This is a genomic window from Sphingopyxis microcysteis (genome assembly GCF_012274265.1).
GTDB classification, from domain to species: Bacteria; Pseudomonadota; Alphaproteobacteria; order Sphingomonadales; family Sphingomonadaceae; genus Sphingopyxis; species Sphingopyxis microcysteis.
Window position 1 is genome coordinate 161,877 of record NZ_JAANYY010000002.1, and the last position, 18,825, is coordinate 180,701.

Annotated in this window: 20 protein-coding genes; 16 read left to right on the top strand and 4 right to left on the bottom strand. The window is 61.3% G+C overall.

Annotated elements, in window-relative coordinates:
- Positions 1 to 15 precede the first annotated feature (15 nt).
- Together G9408_RS00760 and G9408_RS00765 are read left to right on the top strand one after the other, a co-directional pair.
- Entirely contained in the window at positions 16 to 429 is a 414-nt protein-coding gene (locus tag G9408_RS00760; protein WP_168452278.1) for an MbcA/ParS/Xre antitoxin family protein, read from the top strand.
- Positions 426 to 1,160, top strand: a complete 735-nt coding sequence (locus G9408_RS00765; RefSeq protein ID WP_168452279.1) for an RES family NAD+ phosphorylase — start codon at positions 426 to 428, stop codon at positions 1,158 to 1,160. Before G9408_RS00760 ends, G9408_RS00765 begins: the two co-directional genes overlap by 4 nt.
- A gap of 65 nt (positions 1,161 to 1,225) precedes the next feature.
- Here G9408_RS00765 and G9408_RS00770 read toward each other — a convergent pair whose 3' ends face one another.
- Positions 1,226 to 1,738, bottom strand: a complete 513-nt coding sequence (locus G9408_RS00770; protein ID WP_168452280.1) for a DUF6933 domain-containing protein — start codon at positions 1,736 to 1,738, stop codon at positions 1,226 to 1,228.
- Between the two features lie 183 nt (positions 1,739 to 1,921).
- A complete protein-coding gene (locus tag G9408_RS00775; RefSeq protein WP_168452281.1) occupies positions 1,922 to 2,815 on the bottom strand; it encodes a helix-turn-helix transcriptional regulator in 894 nt (297 codons plus the stop codon).
- A gap of 119 nt (positions 2,816 to 2,934) precedes the next feature.
- Between G9408_RS00775 and G9408_RS00780 the strand changes: the two genes are divergently transcribed.
- From G9408_RS00780 to G9408_RS00805, 6 genes are read left to right on the top strand one after another with little or no spacing between them, the layout of a single operon-like run.
- Complete coding sequence (locus G9408_RS00780; RefSeq protein WP_168452282.1) at positions 2,935 to 3,900, top strand: CBASS oligonucleotide cyclase; 966 nt, start codon at positions 2,935 to 2,937, stop codon at positions 3,898 to 3,900.
- 8 nt (positions 3,901 to 3,908) lie between these two features.
- Complete coding sequence (locus G9408_RS00785; protein ID WP_168452283.1) at positions 3,909 to 4,421, top strand: HORMA-1 domain-containing protein; 513 nt, start codon at positions 3,909 to 3,911, stop codon at positions 4,419 to 4,421.
- Positions 4,421 to 5,368, top strand: a complete 948-nt coding sequence (locus G9408_RS00790) for an AAA family ATPase (protein WP_168452284.1) — start codon at positions 4,421 to 4,423, stop codon at positions 5,366 to 5,368. Before G9408_RS00785 ends, G9408_RS00790 begins: the two co-directional genes overlap by 1 nt.
- Positions 5,365 to 6,093, top strand: coding sequence for a DUF6602 domain-containing protein (locus G9408_RS00795; protein WP_168452285.1), 729 nt, complete (start codon positions 5,365 to 5,367; stop codon positions 6,091 to 6,093). Before G9408_RS00790 ends, G9408_RS00795 begins: the two co-directional genes overlap by 4 nt.
- Positions 6,094 to 6,120: 27 nt before the next feature.
- A complete protein-coding gene (locus G9408_RS00800) occupies positions 6,121 to 7,575 on the top strand; it encodes a phospholipase effector Tle1 domain-containing protein (RefSeq protein ID WP_168452286.1) in 1,455 nt (484 codons plus the stop codon).
- Positions 7,576 to 7,580: 5 nt separating this feature from the next.
- Positions 7,581 to 8,429 (top strand): DNA/RNA non-specific endonuclease, encoded by an 849-nt coding sequence (locus G9408_RS00805; RefSeq protein WP_168452287.1) that lies wholly within the window; start codon positions 7,581 to 7,583, stop codon positions 8,427 to 8,429.
- A gap of 52 nt (positions 8,430 to 8,481) precedes the next feature.
- Here G9408_RS00805 and G9408_RS00810 read toward each other — a convergent pair whose 3' ends face one another.
- Positions 8,482 to 10,782, bottom strand: a complete 2,301-nt coding sequence (locus G9408_RS00810; RefSeq protein WP_168452288.1) for a P-loop ATPase, Sll1717 family — start codon at positions 10,780 to 10,782, stop codon at positions 8,482 to 8,484.
- A gap of 385 nt (positions 10,783 to 11,167) precedes the next feature.
- On the opposite strand from G9408_RS00810, the gene G9408_RS00815 reads away from it, so the two are divergent.
- The 7 genes from G9408_RS00815 to G9408_RS00845 all read left to right on the top strand — a co-directional run bounded on the left by G9408_RS00815 (position 11,168) and on the right by G9408_RS00845 (position 17,671).
- Positions 11,168 to 13,156, top strand: coding sequence for a ParB/RepB/Spo0J family partition protein (locus tag G9408_RS00815; RefSeq protein WP_168452289.1), 1,989 nt, complete (start codon positions 11,168 to 11,170; stop codon positions 13,154 to 13,156).
- 167 nt (positions 13,157 to 13,323) lie between these two features.
- Positions 13,324 to 14,265 (top strand): ArdC family protein, encoded by a 942-nt coding sequence (locus G9408_RS00820; RefSeq protein WP_168452290.1) that lies wholly within the window; start codon positions 13,324 to 13,326, stop codon positions 14,263 to 14,265.
- Positions 14,266 to 14,276: 11 nt separating this feature from the next.
- Positions 14,277 to 14,699, top strand: coding sequence for a hypothetical protein (locus tag G9408_RS00825; RefSeq protein WP_168452291.1), 423 nt, complete (start codon positions 14,277 to 14,279; stop codon positions 14,697 to 14,699).
- 303 nt (positions 14,700 to 15,002) lie between these two features.
- Positions 15,003 to 15,956 (top strand): DUF2493 domain-containing protein, encoded by a 954-nt coding sequence (locus tag G9408_RS00830; RefSeq protein ID WP_168453389.1) that lies wholly within the window; start codon positions 15,003 to 15,005, stop codon positions 15,954 to 15,956.
- Positions 15,957 to 16,078: 122 nt separating this feature from the next.
- The gene (locus tag G9408_RS00835; protein ID WP_168452292.1) at positions 16,079 to 16,540 is read left to right on the top strand and encodes a DUF6878 family protein; all 462 of its coding nucleotides are present in this window, start codon (positions 16,079 to 16,081) and stop codon (positions 16,538 to 16,540) included.
- Positions 16,541 to 16,550: 10 nt separating this feature from the next.
- A complete protein-coding gene (locus G9408_RS00840; RefSeq protein ID WP_168452293.1) occupies positions 16,551 to 16,979 on the top strand; it encodes a DUF6915 family protein in 429 nt (142 codons plus the stop codon).
- A 302-nt stretch (positions 16,980 to 17,281) separates the two neighbouring features.
- Positions 17,282 to 17,671, top strand: a complete 390-nt coding sequence (locus G9408_RS00845) for a single-stranded DNA-binding protein (protein ID WP_168452294.1) — start codon at positions 17,282 to 17,284, stop codon at positions 17,669 to 17,671.
- 115 nt (positions 17,672 to 17,786) lie between these two features.
- Here the strand turns inward: G9408_RS00845 and G9408_RS00850 are convergent, their stop codons facing one another.
- A complete protein-coding gene (locus G9408_RS00850) occupies positions 17,787 to 18,014 on the bottom strand; it encodes a DUF6437 family protein (RefSeq protein ID WP_168452295.1) in 228 nt (75 codons plus the stop codon).
- A 347-nt stretch (positions 18,015 to 18,361) separates the two neighbouring features.
- Here G9408_RS00850 and G9408_RS00855 point away from each other — a divergent pair, with 347 nt between their 5' ends.
- On the top strand, positions 18,362 to 18,583 hold the full coding sequence (locus G9408_RS00855) for a hypothetical protein (RefSeq protein WP_168452296.1): 222 nt from the start codon (positions 18,362 to 18,364) through the stop codon (positions 18,581 to 18,583).
- The last annotated feature ends 242 nt before the right edge of the window (positions 18,584 to 18,825 follow it).

An 18,825-nucleotide genomic window follows, 5' to 3' on the forward strand; every position in this document is an offset into this window, starting at 1 on the left:
ATATGGAGAAATGCCATGCTGGCTCTGCAACCCGTTGATACTGCCGTTACCGCCTTCCGTCCCGATCCGATTACTCAGGACGAGGCGGCGGCCATGTTCCGAGCAGTCCTCAATCTTTTCGGCAAATGGGAACTGACCGACGAGCAGGCGGCAACCCTGCTCGACATGCCGGTTCGATCTTATCGGCGCTGGAAGGCGGAAGGGCCGGGACGCGTCTCGCGCGATGGGCGTGCTCGTCTCTCCAACCTCATGGGTATTCACAAGGCGCTCCGGATCATCTTCTCGGAGGCGACCCGTGGTTATGCCTGGATGAGGGCGGCCAACGATGCGTTCGGTGGAGTGAGTGGCCTTGACGTGATGCTCGGAGGTGAGCTCACCGACATCATGCGGGTGCGTCGCTACCTCGACGCCGAGCGTGGTGGCTGGTGAGCGGAGCGGCGGATATCCGCGTTTCTAGAGTCCAGTGGAAGGACGCTGCTCGGATCATCCGCAGCGCCTTTCCGCCGATCGATCTGTTCGAAGACATCGCTGATCCCGCCGACTGGCCACTGCTGATCTCGGCAGAGCAGAAGACCAATCCTCGCATCATGGCGACTATTGGTAACCTCGACCTCGTTCCGGTTGACCGGCGCGTCGGCGGCAACGGGGCCTCTTACCTCATGGCGCCATTCACCCACGTCAGCACTGACCGGCCGAGCCGCTTCACCGATGGCAGCTACGGCGTGCTCTACGTTGGCGACCGGTTCGAAACTGCACTGTTCGAGACGATCCACCACCATGCCCGCTTCATGGCGCGAACCAAGGAATCGCCTGGCTGGACCTCGCAGTTCCGGGAAATCGTCATGTCAGTCGATGCAGACTTGCATGATCTCCGAACTCTGGCGGGGGAGCCGGTCCCGGAGCTCGATCCTGACAGCTACGCCGCATCTCAAACGGTCGCGCGGCAGCTCAGGGGCGCGGGATCGAACGGGATTGCCTACCCGAGCATCCGGCATCCTGGTGGGGAATGCGTCGCGCTCTTCTACCCAGACTGCGCGTCGAACCCCCTACAGGGGCGGCACCTCGACTATCACTGGGATGGCGCGCGGGTTGACCTCGTGCGTGATGGCGGATCGGGAGCGGTTTTCCGTATCGTCGATTTGCCGCCCGATCCCGTCTGACAGCATGAGTCGGGCTTCCGGCCGAGTGCTGTAGGTTCTCCGAGCACAGTGTCCGGCCAGCAAACTCAAGTCTGCGAACCAGCCTTCACGAGTTCATGAAGGGCTTTGTCCGGCGAAACCGGGCCCTTGTACAGCGGGCTACACGGTTTCTCCGCTAGCTTGGCGGAAATCGCCAGGAGGTCATCATTATCGCCCTTTTTATAGGCATAGGCGGCCAGCCAGAACTCGGCCTGGCGAACAAACTCATTGAGGATGCCCACGACGCTCCGGTTCGCAGTCTTTGCGTACTGGACCTTGTCCATCTGCCAGACTTCCTGAGCGATGAATTCGGATGGCACTCGGTGCTCTTTGAGAACGAGGGCCAATTGTTTGGGAAATCGTCGAGAGAGCGTCGCAGCAGGCGACATCTGCATGAGCACTGGAAGCAGCGTGCGCTCGGAAATCAGCAATGCCACCTGCGGTTTCCAGAACATTACGGTGGCCCACCAGTTTCCATGGGCCGTATCGCTTTGCCCGGGCGCAGCGATATCCGGTTTGATTCGATCAAGCAGCTTCTTGGTGCAATGGAGGTGGAACATGCTGGCGAATGATAGTGTTCGCTGCTGAGCGAGTCCATTGACGCTACAGGACTCGCAGCTGGAATAGCAATCGCCGCCGACTTAGGAGTCGCAGAAAGGCCCTCTCTGTGCCTCTAATCGCTGCTCTCTGTTCAGAGCGACGCTGTGGCTATCGACTACAGTTATCGGATTCTCTGAAGGGAATTATCGCGATGTCCGCTCGAGAACGCGTCGCCTAGCTTCGGCCTTAGCACTGTTGATCGCTTCCTGGACTTCGGCAAGATTATGCAGGCTAATCTGGGCGCGAGCCGGCGGAAGATCGGTAAGGTCGAGGTTCATCCGTTTTATGAAGTAGAAGGCCATTGAGAGCCGAACTTCGATTTCCCGTCGCCCGCCGTCGAGTGCATAATCTCGTTGGATAGCGAGGCTCTGCTCTTCCGTCAGCCCGGGATGGGGGCGCAGATCAAGTTTTATGGTGTTGCTCCATTCCACGTCCTCGGCCGGATCGAAGTCAGCCGGGGGGCCGGGACGGATTTGATCGATGCGGGTGAGCACGAAGTCGCGGAAGTCCCCCCGATCGCAGGCCCATGCTCGCACGTGCCAACGATACCCGTCGAAAGCCAGAGCGTGCGGGGCGATTTGTCGTACACGGGAATTCGTCAGGGACTGGTAACGCACTTCCACGCAGTGCCGCTTCCGGATCGCCTCCAAGACCATCCTCAGGCAGTCCGCATCGACATGGCGGACGATGTCGGGCGTGATCCCTATAGCGGGTATGTCGCGAAACCACACCTCGCGGCGCGGCAGGGCACCGGAAAGGAATGCACGCAATTGGAGCAGCAGACGGTCGGCAGAAGCCTTCAGGAAGGAGAGCTTGATGTCGGGCGTGGGTCTGAACGACCTGTTGGTTGCATCGTACTCAATATTGCCTCCCGCCAGTTCACGGTAGCGCCGGAGGTCGACCGATGCCTGGGGAGTGGAAATCTCAAACGTGTCCTCCAAGTCACTGCGATTGAGCGCCCCCTCCCAAAAAAGCTTCCATTCGATGAACTCGAAACGGCGGTTCTGCGTCCACGGTCGCTTTTCGTCCACAGGCATGGGGTATAGTTCCTTGACGGGTATTGTTACGATACCCATATTGTTTTTAGCGGGTCGACTGACGAGTCGCGCATTTGACTGTCCCCGTCAAGGACGGAGGGCTTCCAGGAGACGAATCGATGAGCCGTGACCACGTCGGACATCGCGATATTGTGCGCTTTGCCGAGGAACGCGTGAACCTCCCGCAAGACAAGGCGAACGATTATCGCGCGCAGGCGCGTCGCTTGCGCGACAAACTTGCCAACTACGTGGACGAACATCCCGACTTCACGCTCCGCAAGATGATGTTGTCGGGTAGCCTGGCGAAGGGCACCGCGCTCCGTTCGCTTAACGATATTGACGTCGCCTGCTACATCAGCGGAACCGACGCGCCTACCTCGGTGGCCGCCCTGCTGACCTATCTCGCCGAGCGGCTACGCAAGGCCTTCCCGAATTTCGAGCCGGATCAGGTGAAGCCGCAGACTTACTCGGTGACCGTCTCGTTCCGTGGATCAGGACTCGACGTCGATGTAGTGCCGATCCTCTATGACGGCGATGCGAACTGGTATGGCAACCTGGTGAGTCAGGAGGACGGGTCGTTCCTCAAGACCAGCATCCCGCTACACCTCGACTTCGCGGGTAAGCGCAAGAATGCTCAGGAGAAGCATTTTGCGCAGGTCGTCCGCCTCGTGAAGTTCTGGGCCAAGAAGCAGAAGCAGGAACGGCACGACTTCCGCTTCAAGTCGTTCATGATCGAGTTGATCATGGCTAAGCTATGCGACGACGGGCTGGACCTGTCCGACTACCCGGAGGCCCTGCAGCACTTCTTCTCTTACGTGGCGCGCAGCGGACTGCGGGACCGGATCGCCTTCTCGGACTACTACCCCCTTTCGAGTATCGGCCAATTCAACGATCCCGTGCGGATCATCGATCCAGTGAATGCCGATAACAACGTGTCCAGGCTCTACACGAACGCAAACATCGACGACATCGTCGATGCCGCGCTTGATGCCGGCGACGCCATCGACGCCGCCCTGGCAGCACCTAACAAGCAACTGACCGTCGGCTACTGGCAAAAGGTCTTCGGCTCCACGTTCCAGGCTTGAGGTCCGCGATGTCCAGCTACACTTACACCGAGAGCACGACGTTCACGATAACCCACGCCCGCCACATAGCGGCAAAGATCGCGACTGACCTCAAGCGTATCCAGCGTCTCTACGGGCGGCCGTCGGATCGTGAAATCGCCGACTATGAAGCCGAAGCCATCGCAATGATGAAGGCCGGATACCTGTCATCGGTTACCTATGGCTTCAAGCGTGACGGCTCGTGGATCGAGCCGACGTTGAAGTACGCTGCCCGCGATCTCGCTGGCGGTGCAGCGAACGATGACGACCCTGGCAGGATCCGTCCCGGCAAGGACGTGTCCGGTGCATCGTTTACCAGCTTCATGACCTACACCGACGCCTTCTGGAATCTGTCGCCTGCCGAACGGGATAGCTTCAAGGGCAACCTCCCCTTCCAGAGAAGCAGTGGTACCGAACCCCCGATCAATGGCTATTTGCAATCGGACCGCACCTATTCTTCGGGCGGTCGTGCGCTCGATCGCTCGAGCGTGAGGAATTACTGATGCAGAACATGCCCGGCCTAGACGACCTTTTCGAACGTCGTCAGACCTACCCGGACTTTGAGCCGCAGGAACGTCTCGCGCGTCTCGTTGGTCTCGATGACCAGAAGTCCCGGCTCGCCAAGATCCTCGGTCTCCTCGTGAACCCGCAAGGGTTGGAGCGGTGGGCGACGAGCTTTCATGCAGCGGAAGCTCGGCCGCTGCTGGACGTTGTGCTACGGCGCCCGCCCCTAGTCGTGCTGGCCGGTGACGTTGGTTCCGGAAAGACGGAGTTGGCCGAGACGATCGGCGATGCGGTGGCTCGGCAGGAGGACATCGAAATCACGCTCTACCCGCTCAGCCTCGCGACGCGAGGCCATGGAAGGGTCGGCGAGATGACCCAGCTCCTGGCGGCCGCATTCGAGCACACAGTGCAAGCTGCTAGCCGGCTGAAGTCGGGGGATAGATCGAAGGGCGGCATCATCCTGCTGGTCGACGAGGCCGACGCGCTGGCGCAGTCGCGCGAGGCAGCACAGATGCACCACGAGGACCGTGCTGGCGTTAACGCCTTCATCAGGGGCATCGACCGGCTGGCCAACCTGCGGCTCCCCGCCGCGGTGATCATGTGCACCAACCGCCTCAACGCGCTTGATCCTGCCGTGCGACGCCGTGCGGCGGACATCATGTCCTTTATGCGCCCGAACGAAGTCCAACGCCGCCACATTCTGTCGCTACGCCTCAGTCCGCTCGGTGTGAGCCCCACTGAGATTGAGGCGCTCGTGGCGGCGACCGGCGCGCGCGACGACGCACCAGGTTTCACCTTTTCGGATCTTGCTCAGCGACTGCTACCCGCGATCGCACTGGATGCCTACCCGGATAGGCCGATCCGGGGCGAACGGGCGCTGGAGATTGCCGAAGCCATGACGGCGACGCCGAAGTTCCGCGACGAGGTCGGAGGGACTGTGCGATGAACTGGTCGATCCAGATCCTTCTCTCGGAGTTGCACGACGAGATCCAAGAAAAGCTCGGCCGTGCCCGCAGGTCCTTCGGGCATCCTGGAACAAAGGGCGATGCGAGCGAGCAGGTCTGGCTGGAATTGCTGAATACCTATTTGCCTCAGCGGTACCAGGCGACATCGGCTCACGTGGTCGACAGCGTGGGCTCGTTCAGCGATCAGATCGATGTGGTCGTGTTCGATCGCCAATATTCCCCCTTCATCTTCAAATTCCAAGGCCAGACTGTCATCCCGGCTGAAAGCGTCTACGCGGTCTTCGAGGCGAAGCAGTCGATCAACGCAGAGCAGGTTGCTTACGCGAGGCAGAAGGTAGCAAGCGTTCGAGCGCTGCACAGGACGAGCCTTCCCATTCCCCATGCAGGCGGAACCTATCCGGCCAAGCCTCTCCAGCACATAATTGGGGGGATGCTCACGCTCGAGAGCGATTGGAAGCCCGGCTTGGGTGATCCGCTTATCAAGGCCTTAGCGGAAGAGAACGTTGGCGGTCGGTTAGACCTGGGGTGTGTCGCTGCGCACGGCATCTTCTCTTGCGATGATGATGGATGCGGGATGTTCACGCTGATGAGTAAGCCGGCGACAGCTTTCCTCCTCGAGCTGATCGCGAGGCTCCAGGAGAAGGCCACCGTGCCGATGATCGACGTGAGGGCCTATGCCCGCTGGCTCGATGTCGACGTGGCCTAGTGGTGGCACTTGGAGCAGGGGGCGTTAATGCCGAAGACCATATTGATATTCTCGGACGGCACTGGTCAGATCGGCGGTCTTCGCCCCGATCAGCGATTGTCCAACGTCTATAAGATGTATCGGTCGATGCGACCGGGCCCGGACTCGCCGATAAGCCCCAAGGAACAGGTCGCGTTCTATGATCCCGGTCTGGGGGCAGGAGAGATCGGAGGCCTAACATTCAGACGAGTCCGCAACGTCCTCGCCGCCGCTGTTGGGACCGGCATCGATGAGAATGTGATCGACTGCTACGCGGCCGTGATCGCGAGATATGAGCTGGGCGATCGCATCTGCATCTTCGGCTTCAGCCGAGGGGCTTACACGGCGCGCTCGCTCGCCAACGTCCTGAACCTGTGCGGCGTGCCGACGCAAGACGCTGCCGGCGGCCCCGTCCCGCGCCACGGACCTGAGCTGCGGGCCATCGCCTCGGAGGGTGTGCGCAAGGTATACAATCACGGGGCCGGCGCAAAGCGCGAACGTTACGAGGCGGAGCGGGAGACGCTCGCCGCCCGCTTCCGTGCCAAATACGGTTCGGAGGCAACGGGTCAGGATGGCGAAGGTCAGGGGAACGTGCAGCCGGAATTCGTCGGGGTGTTTGACACGGTGGCCGCGCTCGGTAGCCGGGCCGCTACGACACTCGCCGCCATAGGCATGGCAGCGCTGATCGGCCTGACCTGGCTGGTCGCCGGCGTCGTGCCCTGGTGGGTGACGGCGCTCTTGGGCCTGCTGCCCGCCTCGGCTGCGTACTGGTTCGCCACGTCGCTCTGGTCACAGGTCAAGTTCTTCGCCAACGAAACGACCTTCAGGCGCAGCAAGTGGGATCCTAGAGGTTGGCTGTCATTGATTAGGCACATGCATGTCGCGTGGTGGAGTGGCCGACACTACGATCGCTATGTCGACAGGGAGATCCCCTATCTTAGGCATGCTCTCGCGATCGACGAGGACCGCGCGAAGTTTCCGCGGGTGGCTTGGGGGCGTCCCGCTGACGTTACGTGGAATGAGCAGAGGGGACGTCCCGATTGGCTGGTGCAGGCGTGGTTTGCGGGTAACCATTCCGACATCGGCGGCAGCTATCCGGAAGAGGAGTCCCGCCTGTCCGATATCGCGTTGCGGTGGATGGTTGAGGAGTTGAAGCATGCGATGGGCGACGCCATCACGGTGCTGGATGATCGCCTCGTGACTTCGCCGGATCCGCTCGGCCTCCAGCACAGCGAGCGGACGGCGATGCTGAACTCGCAACCGGCGCTGCTCCGGAAGCTAACCTTTAACCGGCTGGTCTGGAGCTTGGCGAAGCGTGAGATCCATCCTGAAGCCATGCTCCACCCCACAGTGCTTGAGCGACTGGAGGCTGTCCAGGTCCCCCAAATGGGTAAGGTGGCGCCTTATCGGCCGGAAAGCCTGCGCAAGCACACGCTCGCCAGCCACCTGTACGATGAAGGGTGATTGCGATGAGGACGATCTGGATGATCGCGACAATGGCGGCTGCTGTCCCTGCGGCGGCGAGCGCTAGGGACGCCGAGCTGCATACATTCCATTGTCTCCACGGTTGTCCGGTGGGAGCTCCCGGTACGAACGACGTCGTCGTACGCGAAATCTACACGCTCTCGTCGAACGATCTGACCAAAATGGCGGACTGGGTCGCCTATCGCGTTACCAAAGAATCGATCGGACAATCCGGTGACCGCGACTGGCGCGCTGACCCATGGCTGGACGATGATGAGACTTTGGCGCCTGCCGCGTATGACATGGCCAGCGGAAAGCTGCACATCGATCGCGGTCATCAGGCGCCTCTTGCTTCCTTCTCAGGAACGCCGTCGGCGGCCGACACCAATATCCTGTCGAACATTACGCCACAGAGTTCGGCCCTGAACCAGGGGCCTTGGGTGCGTCTTGAGGACCGGGAACGCGAGATGGCCAAACGCCTCGGGGTGCCCGTCTACGTCCTGACGGGCCCGCTGTATGAGCGGATGATGCGACCACTCCCGAACGGCGGCGATTACCAGCGGGTGCCATCCGGATACTGGAAGGTGGTAGCGCTCGGCGATGGACGTGCGACGGCGTTCGTCTTTGACCAAGCCGCCTCGCGTGGAGACGACGTCTGTGCGGCGAGAGTGTCCATCCGTCACGTCGAGTTGCGCAGCCGGCTCAGGCTTTTCCCGAACGCGACGAATGCACTGATGCCTCTCGATCTCGAACTCGGATGCAGCGAACAGGCGGTCATTGATCCAGCACCGTCGGTGATACCCGCCGAGAAGCGCTCCCTCCGGCGGCGCAGGGTCGAGGGGCCAGTTGACTAGGTTGGGATCAGCGGGGTCGCGACAATCGCTCGATTATGCGAGCGCAGCATAATCACGAGGGGCCGGCGACTGCGGCAACAAGCGTGGGATGGAGTGCCAGGCGGGTTTCTTGATCACCGTTAATGATCGCCGCGAGATACTGCCGCTTATAACCCGTGTCGAAAATGTACTTGGGCGCTGTTCCATCCAGTACCCCGACGCTCCCGTTCCACAGCATCACATCGATCAACTTGGCCAGATCGTCTGGATCATGGATCCGCTTCGCCGCGAGATAGCGCAACTTGGCAACGGTCAGATCTTCGCGCGCCTGCAATATCTCGAATAGCAGGGAGGCGCCATCCTTGACCAAATCGGAAATCTCGCGGTCGAGGTCTTCGAGCACCTGCCAGCCTAGTTCACGCAGCGCCACCCGATAGTCGCCTTCTTCGATCTGAAGGCGATTGAACGTGACGGCCCGGCGTCGAGCAGTTTCGAACAACCGGATCAGGTAACGCGGACGCATCATGCTACCGTCGATCAGGTAATCCATGACTGGAACCCCATCAACCATATCCACCGACGCACGCGCCCAAGTCTTGGTCCAGGCTTCCTCGAGATGCGGAACGCTGGCCTGCAGTCGCTGTTCGAACAAGACCTTGAGCAGTGCGCGATCGCCCCACTCGAGGCTTTGCACCGCAAGCTTGCCGTAATCGGCCATGCCGCGGATGAGAAACTCGTAAACATCCGAACGAACAAAGATGGCCCAGCGAAATTCGAGATTTTTCCTCCGGAACTTGCGGGCGATCTCCTGCATTGATTCGGCCAACCCTACGACGATCAACGCGTCATCGTCAGTAAACCCGCCCGGCGTCCAAAACCGATCGAGATTGTCGAACAGGAAGAACACGAAACCCTTCAGGCGCAAATAATCCATGACTCCGTCGCGCAGCTGGCGCAGGTCATGCCCGTAAATCGCCTCCAGCACCTTGGATGACGCCAGCTGACCGATCTCGCCTTCACCTAGCGTACTAGCCTTAAAGCGGTCGACGATATTCTCGGACAAGCGCCTGAGGCGCTCGGAAAAATCGCCCGTGCCAGTATCGACTCGCGCATCGAACAGCGCCTGCAGCGTCCGGTAACCAGGCAGTAGACGATCGTCGCGCAGCGAACGCTGTTCATCCTTTTCTAGCAGCTTGTAAGCAATTTCCAGCCACAGAACATATTCCCAAAAGGCGGCAACCACCTCCTTGCGGGTTCCGAAACTCAACTTATCGAGGATGAACTCCTTCATCTTAATCAGTTGGTGCCCGTCTGGTGTCAGATCGATGACGATGTTTTCCTTGTTGGCGCGGGTACGATCTCTAGCCTGGAGAAAGACTGCGGTCTTTCCGCTCCCCTTGCGCCCAACCAGCAAATTTGCGGTGCCTTCGAGAGTCCGTCGATACCCATCGGTTTGTAGGAAATGATCACCCAATGTGGCGGCTTCGTTCTCCGCGACCGGATCCCCACACGTCAACAACTCCAGTAGGCGCTCGTGGTGCGGTTTCACCACCACAAAGTCGTTCTGGGCGTCCGCAGCGCGATTCCGGAACTCCCCAATCATCTTGTCGAGGTCAGAAAGGTTGAAGAACCGGTCTGCTTGATCCTGGAGATCAAGCGGGAGCGCCATCGATTCGTGCGCGATCAGCAGCGCGGGAATGTTGCGTCCTCGGGCGACGCCGTAGATGAACGCCGCTCGTTGATTATTCCGCACCGATTGTTCGTCGGTGCCGTCCATCCAGAACGTTACCACTCCAAATGAGCACGCCGCATGTTCGTAAGCCTCACTCGCGTTGAGACGGCTGATCTCGCTCGGATTGAAATTGCGGAAGCGCACGCGCGCGATCTTCTTGATCGCGCTAACCACACGGCCATTGACATCGCCGGAACCAGGCCGTTGCAAGACAAATAGAGGTTGGTCTTTGTTACGCGGAACTTGTGTCCAGCTTGTTGTCTCGTTCTTGCGCGCAAGGATCTTAGCAAGGGCCGGCTGTTGGTCGTAGGCATCGTAGCCGAGCGTATCGAGCAACCCGACATTCTTCACGTCCTGAAAAGAACTATGCGAAGAGCGGATCAGCCTTACCGGCTTCCCGAGGCCAATCGCATACCCCAACTCGTAAGTCACATTGGCATTCACTTGAGAGATGTCGGCCACGAACGCGTCCGCGTTCTCGATCCAACTTTCGACCGATTGCGCAATCGGTGAACCGGACGTGTCCTGCTGGGACCATGCGGTGACAGTACGCGCAGCTGTAGAAGCTGCTTTGGCTGCCCCCTCAATGATCTGACTGTGGTAAGAGTTGCCCGAAGCGTAGGCGATGAAGACCGATGTCACCCTGCTCTCCTTCAGCGTCAGCCTAGTGAGAGCTTCACCCCTGAGCAACCGCCCGCAAATCATTTCTCCACATTGACTTAGCGGAGAACCTAATTGGCACAATGCGCTTCAGGAGCAGTCGATGCCATGAACGAGAAAGGTGACTTAGCCTTGCTAAAAAATCTTATTCCCGCGCGGGTTTTTCGAATAACGAACCAACCGCGGCTCGGGTCTGATGCGGGCCTAGGAGACTAATCGGTCATTCCACAACCATGGGCATTCGACACTGCCCTTCGCTATCGGGAGATGTGCTGCGAACGCACTAGAGGGGAGTGGGCTTTGCCCTGATTAAGCCATATGGGCGTCGATGGTCGACGCGCCGGGCTCACAATCAGGAGTGTGTCCCATGATCAAGTCGATCCCGCTGAACAAGCTCGTCCAGTCTCCCCGCAATGTCCGCCGTCACAGTGACCCCGCTGCCGATGCCGAGCTCAAGGCCAGCATCGCAGCCCATGGGCTGCTGCAGAACCTTATCGTCTGGCCGGCCGCGAAGGGTAAGTTCGAGGTCGAAGCCGGCGAACGCCGCCGCCGCGCGATGCTGGCGCTCGCTTACGACAAGATCCTCGCCCGCGATCACGAAGTCACGTGCCTCGTGCTCGAGGACAGCGCCGAAGTCGCGGTCGAGACCAGCCTCGCAGAAAACTTTCATCGCCTCGCCATGAACCCAGCCGATGAGGCCCAGGCCTTTGCCGCGCTCGTGGCAGGCGGTGCGACTGTTGAGGATGTTGCGCGCCGCTTCGGTCTGACCATTCGCTTCGTTGATGGCCGGCTGCGTCTCGCGAACCTTGCGCCTGTGGTGTTTGAGGCACTGGCATCCGGGGAAATCACCCTCGATATCGCCAAGGCCTTCGGCGCGACCTCGGACCAGGACATCCAGGCCCGGGTGTTCGAGCAGGTTTCCTCGGCCTACTACGCACCCAATCCTGACAGCATCCGGCGCATGGTCCTCTCGGGCACTGTCCGGGGCAGCGATCCGCGCGCCCGTCTCGTTGGCCGCGATGCCTACATTGCCGCGGGCGGCCGGATCGAGCGTGAGCTGTTCGACAACGACGACAGCGAATCCTGGGTCGATTTTGCGCTGCTCGAAAGCCTTGCCGCCGCGAAGATGGAAGAGCAGGCCAAAGCTCTCGCCGCCGAGCAGGGTTTTGCCTGGGTCAAGCCGACGCTCGATCCCTATGCCAGCCACGATCTGGTCGAAGGGCTGGTCCGGCTTCCTGCCGAACCGGCGCCATTGACCGACGCAGAATTGGCGAGGCTCGACGAACTCGATGCCTCCTATGACGAGCATGCGGCGATCCTCGAGGATGAGGACAGTGCCGAGGAGGCGGTGGCAGCCGCCGAAGCGGCGATCGAGGCGATAGAACGCGAATGCCAGGAAATCCGAGCTCGCCCGCCCGTCATCGCAGCTGACCTCAAGGCCGAAGCAGGTATGATCCTGGTGCTATCGCGCGATGGCACGCCGGTTCTCCAGCCGGTGTTCTATGGCGAGCGTCAGGCTGAACCCGCAGAACCCGATGACGGGATCGAAGTCGTTGCAGGCGAAGAAGGTTCGGACAGGCGTCGGACCACCTTGTCGAAACGTCTGGTTGACGAACTTGCGATGCAGCGCCGCGATGTTCTGGCACTTCACGTTGCATCCGATCCCGGGCTGGCGCTCGACATCATGATCTTCACCCTCGCCGATGCCGATACCCACGATTGGTGGGCGCGCCCTTCGACCACGCTACGCGCGCCAGTTCCGGCAGGCCCGATCATCGGCTTCGAAGCCAAGGATGCGCCGGCGAGCAGCGCGCTTGCTGAGTTCAGATCCGGCCTCGACGAAAGCTGGCGTGCCGGTTCCGAAGCGACGTCCCGCTTCGATCTCTTCCGTGCGCTGCCCGATGACAGCCGCGCGGCCTGGCTGGGCTATGTCGTCGCCCGTTCGCTCGAGGCAAGCCTCAACATGGCGGGAGAGCGTCAGCTGCCGTTCCAGGACCATCTCGGCAGCCTGATCGGTATCGACATGGCGCAGTGGTGGCGACCGACAGCAGTCAACTACTTCGACCGGGTATCGAAGCAGGTGATCCTCGACGCGCTGACCGATGTCGGCGGCATCGAGCTCTCCTCGCGCTTTGCCTCGGTCAAAAAAGGTGATCTCGCGATGAGCGCCGAGCGCGTATTCGCCGGCACCTACATCACCGAGGTCGAGGTTCGCGAGAAGGCCCTGGCCTGGGTGCCTGAGGTCATGCGCTTCGCTCGCCCTACGCCGGAGGCGGGCGAAGCCGAGATCGACGCAAGCGACGCTGAGCCTGGTGTCGACGGCGAAATTCATACCCCCCGCGAGCTGGCCGCCTGACCTCCTCCTGACAGGCTCGGCCACTCGTACCTCGAGAAGCGGTCCTTCGGCTTACGCCGGAGGGCCGCTTCCTTTTTGGAAGCAGAGCAGAGGGGGCCCGTGAACCTGTGGCACTGACCGGCGAACCCGTCGCCGACTGTCCGGATGCCTCAATCAGGAGACCCATCATGGCCTATCGCAAGGGGCAGAGCAGCGGCTTGTCGCCCGCCGCCCGTATCACCCAGGAAATCATCGCCCGTCTGGAAGCAGGCACGAAGCCATGGATCAAGCCGTGGCGCGGTGTCCCGGTCTCCCGGCCCTTGCGGGCCTGTGGGATTCCGTACCGGGGCATGAACGTGTTCTGGCTTTGGATGGTCGCCGACATGTGCGGCTACGCCTCGCCATTCTGGATGACCTACAATCAGGCAAAGTCGCTCGGGGCCCAGGTCCGCAAGGGCGAGAAGTCGACCATCGCGATCTTCTACAAGAGCTACACCAAAGAGGTCGAAGCGCCCGATACCGGCGAAAAGACCGATGAAGCCCGCCGGGTGCTGAAAGCCTATCCGGTCTTCAATGCCGATCAGGTCGAAGGGCTGCCTGAGCGCTTCCATCCTGCCGCGACGTTGGAACTGGTCGAGCCTGAAGGGCGCGCGTCCGAGCTCGACGCCTTCTTTGCGGCCATCCCCGTCAATCTGCGTCACCAGGGCTGCGAAGCCTATTACGAGCCAAGTGCGGATCGCGTCACGATGCCGCCGGTCAGCCTGTTCAATGGCTTCGATCACTATTACGCCACGCTCGCGCACGAGCTGTCGCACTGGACCGGCCATGTCAGCCGCCTGGGACGCGATCTCAAGAACCGCTTCGGCACGGCGGCCTATGCCGCTGAGGAACTGGTCGCGGAACTCTCCAGCGCGATGCTGGGCGCCGAGCTGGGCTTGCCGGTCACGCACCTCGACAGCCACGCAAGCTATATCGAGCATTGGCTCAAGCTTCTGAAAGACGATGACCGCGCCATCCTGACCGCTGCAGCAAAGGCCGAAGAGTCATCGAGCCTGCTCCTGAAGCTCGGCGGGAGGGCGATGCCTGAACAGTTTGACGACGCGTCAGACGACGCGGCGCTTGCGGCCTGAGGGAGGATGCTATGGGCCGATCAGTCAGCTATCCCAGCGGCGCAATCGTCGCATTCACGGTTCTCGAGGTCGAAGCCGAGGACGACTGGGAATTCGAGTATGAATGGCTGCGTGACGATCTGTGCGAGCGGGCCGCCAAAGCCTTCCCGTCGCTCATCCCACATGACGGATGGCGCGGCCGGGAAGACCGGATCCTCATGCGCAATGCCTATGCCGATTTCGGCGTATCGGTCTACGGCTCACTTGTGGCTGTCTGGATCGTCGAACGCGATGACGGTGCCTATTGGGACGCCGATTGGCGCACGGCTCGCTCACCGCGGGCACGGCGCTGGCTATCCCAGATTGCATCCCGCTTCGATGCCATGTTTGGCGACTATGAATGCCTCGGGCACATGTCGAACGGCGAGGGGGTCTACACCAAGCGCGCAGCTTGAGGTCTGCAGCTTGGTAAGACGCAGCGGTTTGGATTGCCGTCCCTGACTGAGCTTTGCCGGCCGGTCTTGGTCTGTCGCCATGCGAGAGAGGCCCTGGGCCAGCCGCCAGCCTTGCGCAACCCGGCTTGGGCGGGCCCGTGTTGGCCTTCGCCCTTCAGGCTTAAGGCCTGCCCGCGCCAGCCCGCCAAGCCGGGTTTCCCCTGACGGGTGCGCAATCCTGCCTGAATGCTGGCCCTGACGGGCTCTCGCTGGCGCAGCCATGAATGGGTGCGTCGGCCTTACGCCAGTCAGGAGGATATCCCAATGCACACGTCATTTGCCGACCAACTCGCCGGGCTCGATCTTGCCGGTTTCTCGATCGGAACCGCTCCCGTATCGACAAGCGATTTCCCGGTCCGGGAGGCGGTTGTCCAAACCCTCGAAGCGGTCTGGTCCGATCTTTTCGCCATGGTGTCCGGGACCGCTCTTGAAGCCGACGCCGAAGATCTTGGCTGGGCCTTCGTCAACATCTTCCACCGCTCTGCCGAACGCAAATCAACGGCTCTCGACCGCGCGACCGACGAAGTCCGCGCGCTAATTGCTACGGCCGATGGATCCGAGGTTCACACATATGAACTCGAGACCCAGGTCGAGCGGGCACAGTGTGCCGAGGGCGCGATGCTGGCGCTTGAAGAGATGCGCGAGGTCGCCGCAGCCCTGTACCTCAACGAGTTCGGTTCCTCCTGGAAGCCGGTCTCCAGTTCTCGCTTCAATCACAGCGTCATGCTGACTTCCGCACTCGTCGAAGGGCGCGACTTCCTGCGCGCCCGTGCCGAGGCCAAGCGCCGTGCGGCAGTGCCCGAAGGAACCCCTGTCGTGTTCGCTGGCGGGCGCACCCGTCATGGATGCGAAGACGATGCGCTGACCTTCGGCAACAATGTCTGGGCCACCCTCGACAAGGTTCGTGACCGCGTGCCCGACATGGTGCTCATCCATGGCGGCGACACCAAGGGCGTCGACCGCCTGGCATCGAGCTGGGCCGAACGGCGCGGCATCCCGCAGGTCACGTTCTCGCTCGACATGCGGCTCGGCGCTCGTGCCGGCTTCAAGCGCAACGAGAGGATGCTCTCGCTTGATCCGCGCTACGTCATCGCCTTTCCGGGCAATGGCGTGCTCGAACGTCTGGTCATCGAAGCCAAGGCCCGGCGGATCACCGTTGTCGATCGCCGCGGGCCTCTCGGTACCAATCCGAAGAACACTTCGGCCAGGACCGACTAAGGCCCTGTCGGTCTTCGCGCCAGAGCCGGGTTGGCGCTGGCGTCGTCCGTCAGAGGAAAGGCGCGCGCCTGTCGTTTGGAGCCAGCGAATTGCCGTTGGCTTCAGTTACCAGGAGGCATTCCATGATCGATATCGAGGCTGTGATGGCCGACTTTGCTGTTCGCCAGGCCGAGCGGCAAGTGCAAGTGGCCGAAGAAATCCAGCAGCTCAAGGCAGCCATTCTTCCGCGCTTGCAGGACGCTGGGATTGCCCGCGTCGAGATCCGTTTCGACGGATGCGGCGACAGCGGTGCCGTTGAAGAATGTGCATGCCTCGATGCAGCCGGCGCGGCGATCCCGTGCCCAGAAGTCTCCCTCATGGAAAGCGAAGCAGACAACGTTGGTCGTGCTGGTCCCGAAGAGCTGCAATCAATCGGCCAGGCACTCGAACAGCTGACCTATCTGGCGCTCGAACGCCACCATCCGGGCTGGGAGATCAATGACGGTGCATGCGGCCAACTCGTGATCGATGTGGCTGAAGCGACTTTCGTGCTCGACTGCAGTCTGCGCTTCATCGCGACCAATGATCACTCGACCGAACTCTAGGACACCTGGCATGGCCCACTGCTACTACCACGCTCTCTCGTCGGTCCGGAAATGGGGCGGCACGGTCGATGACTATCTCCCGCTGCACCAGTGGTTCGACCAGTCAAAGGCAATCCTGGCAGACCCACGGCACCGCGCGCTCCGGCACCATGCCGAGGGGATATTCATGCTCGAAACCTTGTTCGGCGAGACCCTCGTCAATGCCGATGGCCGGGTCGTTCCGGTACGTCTGGTCGGCGAACAGCACGTACGTGAAGACCTGGGCTCGATCCCCTCCTTTGCTGATTGGGCGCGCTTGATCACGCCGCAGGCCTGGATGCTTCGAGGCAACCCTCTGGACGGCGCTGAAGGGGTGACGATCGACATGCCTCTTCCCGGCGAAGCAGTTTCGTCCAGGAATGAGCCACCGGTTGGAGGAGCGGTCAGTACGATGATCTAGGAAGGGATTCTCCGGTGGAAGGTCGGGCAGGGATGATCCAGCCAAGACCGGAGGGAAACGAGGCGGGGCAAACCTGTTCAAGGCATCCAGCTCCGCCCGGCTTCGATGCAAACCTGTCCCTGAATCACCCCCCGTCGAGACGCGCAACCCGGATCAGGTCCGGCCGAGTTGCCGGGCTGTGCCCGGCTGCCCGCACCACCCGAACCAGTTCCGGGTTCCCCTTCGGTGCGCTTCGCCATGGGGCGCTTCTGCTCGGGTTTGCAGCCGGGATGGCCCCGGAATGCTCGATCAGGAGAAAGCCCATGACCAATCTCGTTATTCTCGTTGGCCGCATCGCTCGCGACCCCGAAACCCGCACCACCCAAGGTGGAACCAGCATCACCTCAATCTCGGTCGTGACCGACCGTCCCGCCCGCAAGGATGGTAAGACCTACAAGGACGAAAACGGCTACACTGCCAAGGACAGCGAATTCCACCGGATCACCTGCTTCAACGGCCTGGGCCAGAACGTCGCCAAGTACTGCACCAAGGGCCAGCTCGTGACGGTCGAAGGGCGCATCCACTACACCCAGTGGGAAGATCAGAGCGGCGCCAAGCGCTACGGCTGCGAGATCATCGCCGACAAGGTCGACTTCCTCACCAAGGGCCGTTCGAGCAGCAACGAGGGAGCCCCCGACATCGACGAGGACTGAATGTCCTCACCTCACGACAAGGCCCCGGTGGCAGACGCCATCGGGGCCTTTTCTTTTGCTCTGGTCCCATGCGGCGGCGCGGGGCATCGAACCCCTTGCCGCCGCCGGGTTGGGCTTAAGCGGGAGCTATCCGCTTCAGCGTTTCCTCGATCCCGAGTGCCATTGCTCCTCGCACGATCTGACGCAGTTGCGCTGGTTCGATCGTCTCGGCGCCGCACTCGATCAGAATGTGGCCAAGGACGAGGGCAGCCTCGTCGCGGAGCTTTGCTTCCCTGGCCGCCAGTTCGTCGCGCTGTTCCCGGAGCCTCTTCAAGGCATCGACCGGATTGTTCTTGCGGGGCATGTCAGTCCTTTCCGCCCCCTTGGTTTGTGATCCCTCGAGAGCGCTTCTGCCACCGCGCGCCGGGTGTAGGAAAACGAGAAAAGCGGAGCCCGCCCACAACCGTCGGTGCAAACCGCGAGGGTAGAGGGGCTGGCTCACGGAATGCCCAGCATGATGTCCGTCCACATGCCGCCTCAAGGACGGCAGGGCCCCACCATTTTGTCGGAGAAGGGATGAATCCCTCCCCCGACAAAATCGTTTCCCCCACCGCCGCTGACGCGGCCGCGCGAGAGCGCGGTCCCTGACCCGACATGCGCACGAACATCGCACTTCCTCTTGTCGTTCGAGACAACCTCAGGAGGATCATCATGGCTTATTCTGCACCTTGCACCGCTTCATCCCGCAGCTACTTCGAGGCCCTGGAACTCGCCGAACGCCGGGCACTGCACAGCTACTTCGATCAGCACATCGTGGAAGACGAAGAGCTCGGATATATCGCCCTCGATGAAGGCGACTACTGCGCTCTGCCAGCACACCTGGCAGCACGTGTCGTCCACACCATTCACGGATCGATGCTGGATGAATTCTGACGCCGAAAAGGGTGGGAGCCGGGAACGGTTCCTGCCCTTTTATTTTGCTCGCCGTCGGTTCGTTTCGATTCATAAGCGGGCCCGATGAGCGGGGTGCGGGCATCGGCGCCCGCACGCGCTTTGGCTCCGCGCTATCGAGGCTCTTCATCCCCTCCTACATGTCCGGCGAAGTGACCGGATCACCCTCTCGCAGCTTGTAGACTGAGCACACCGTACGCAGTGACACTGCTGGATTTAAGGAA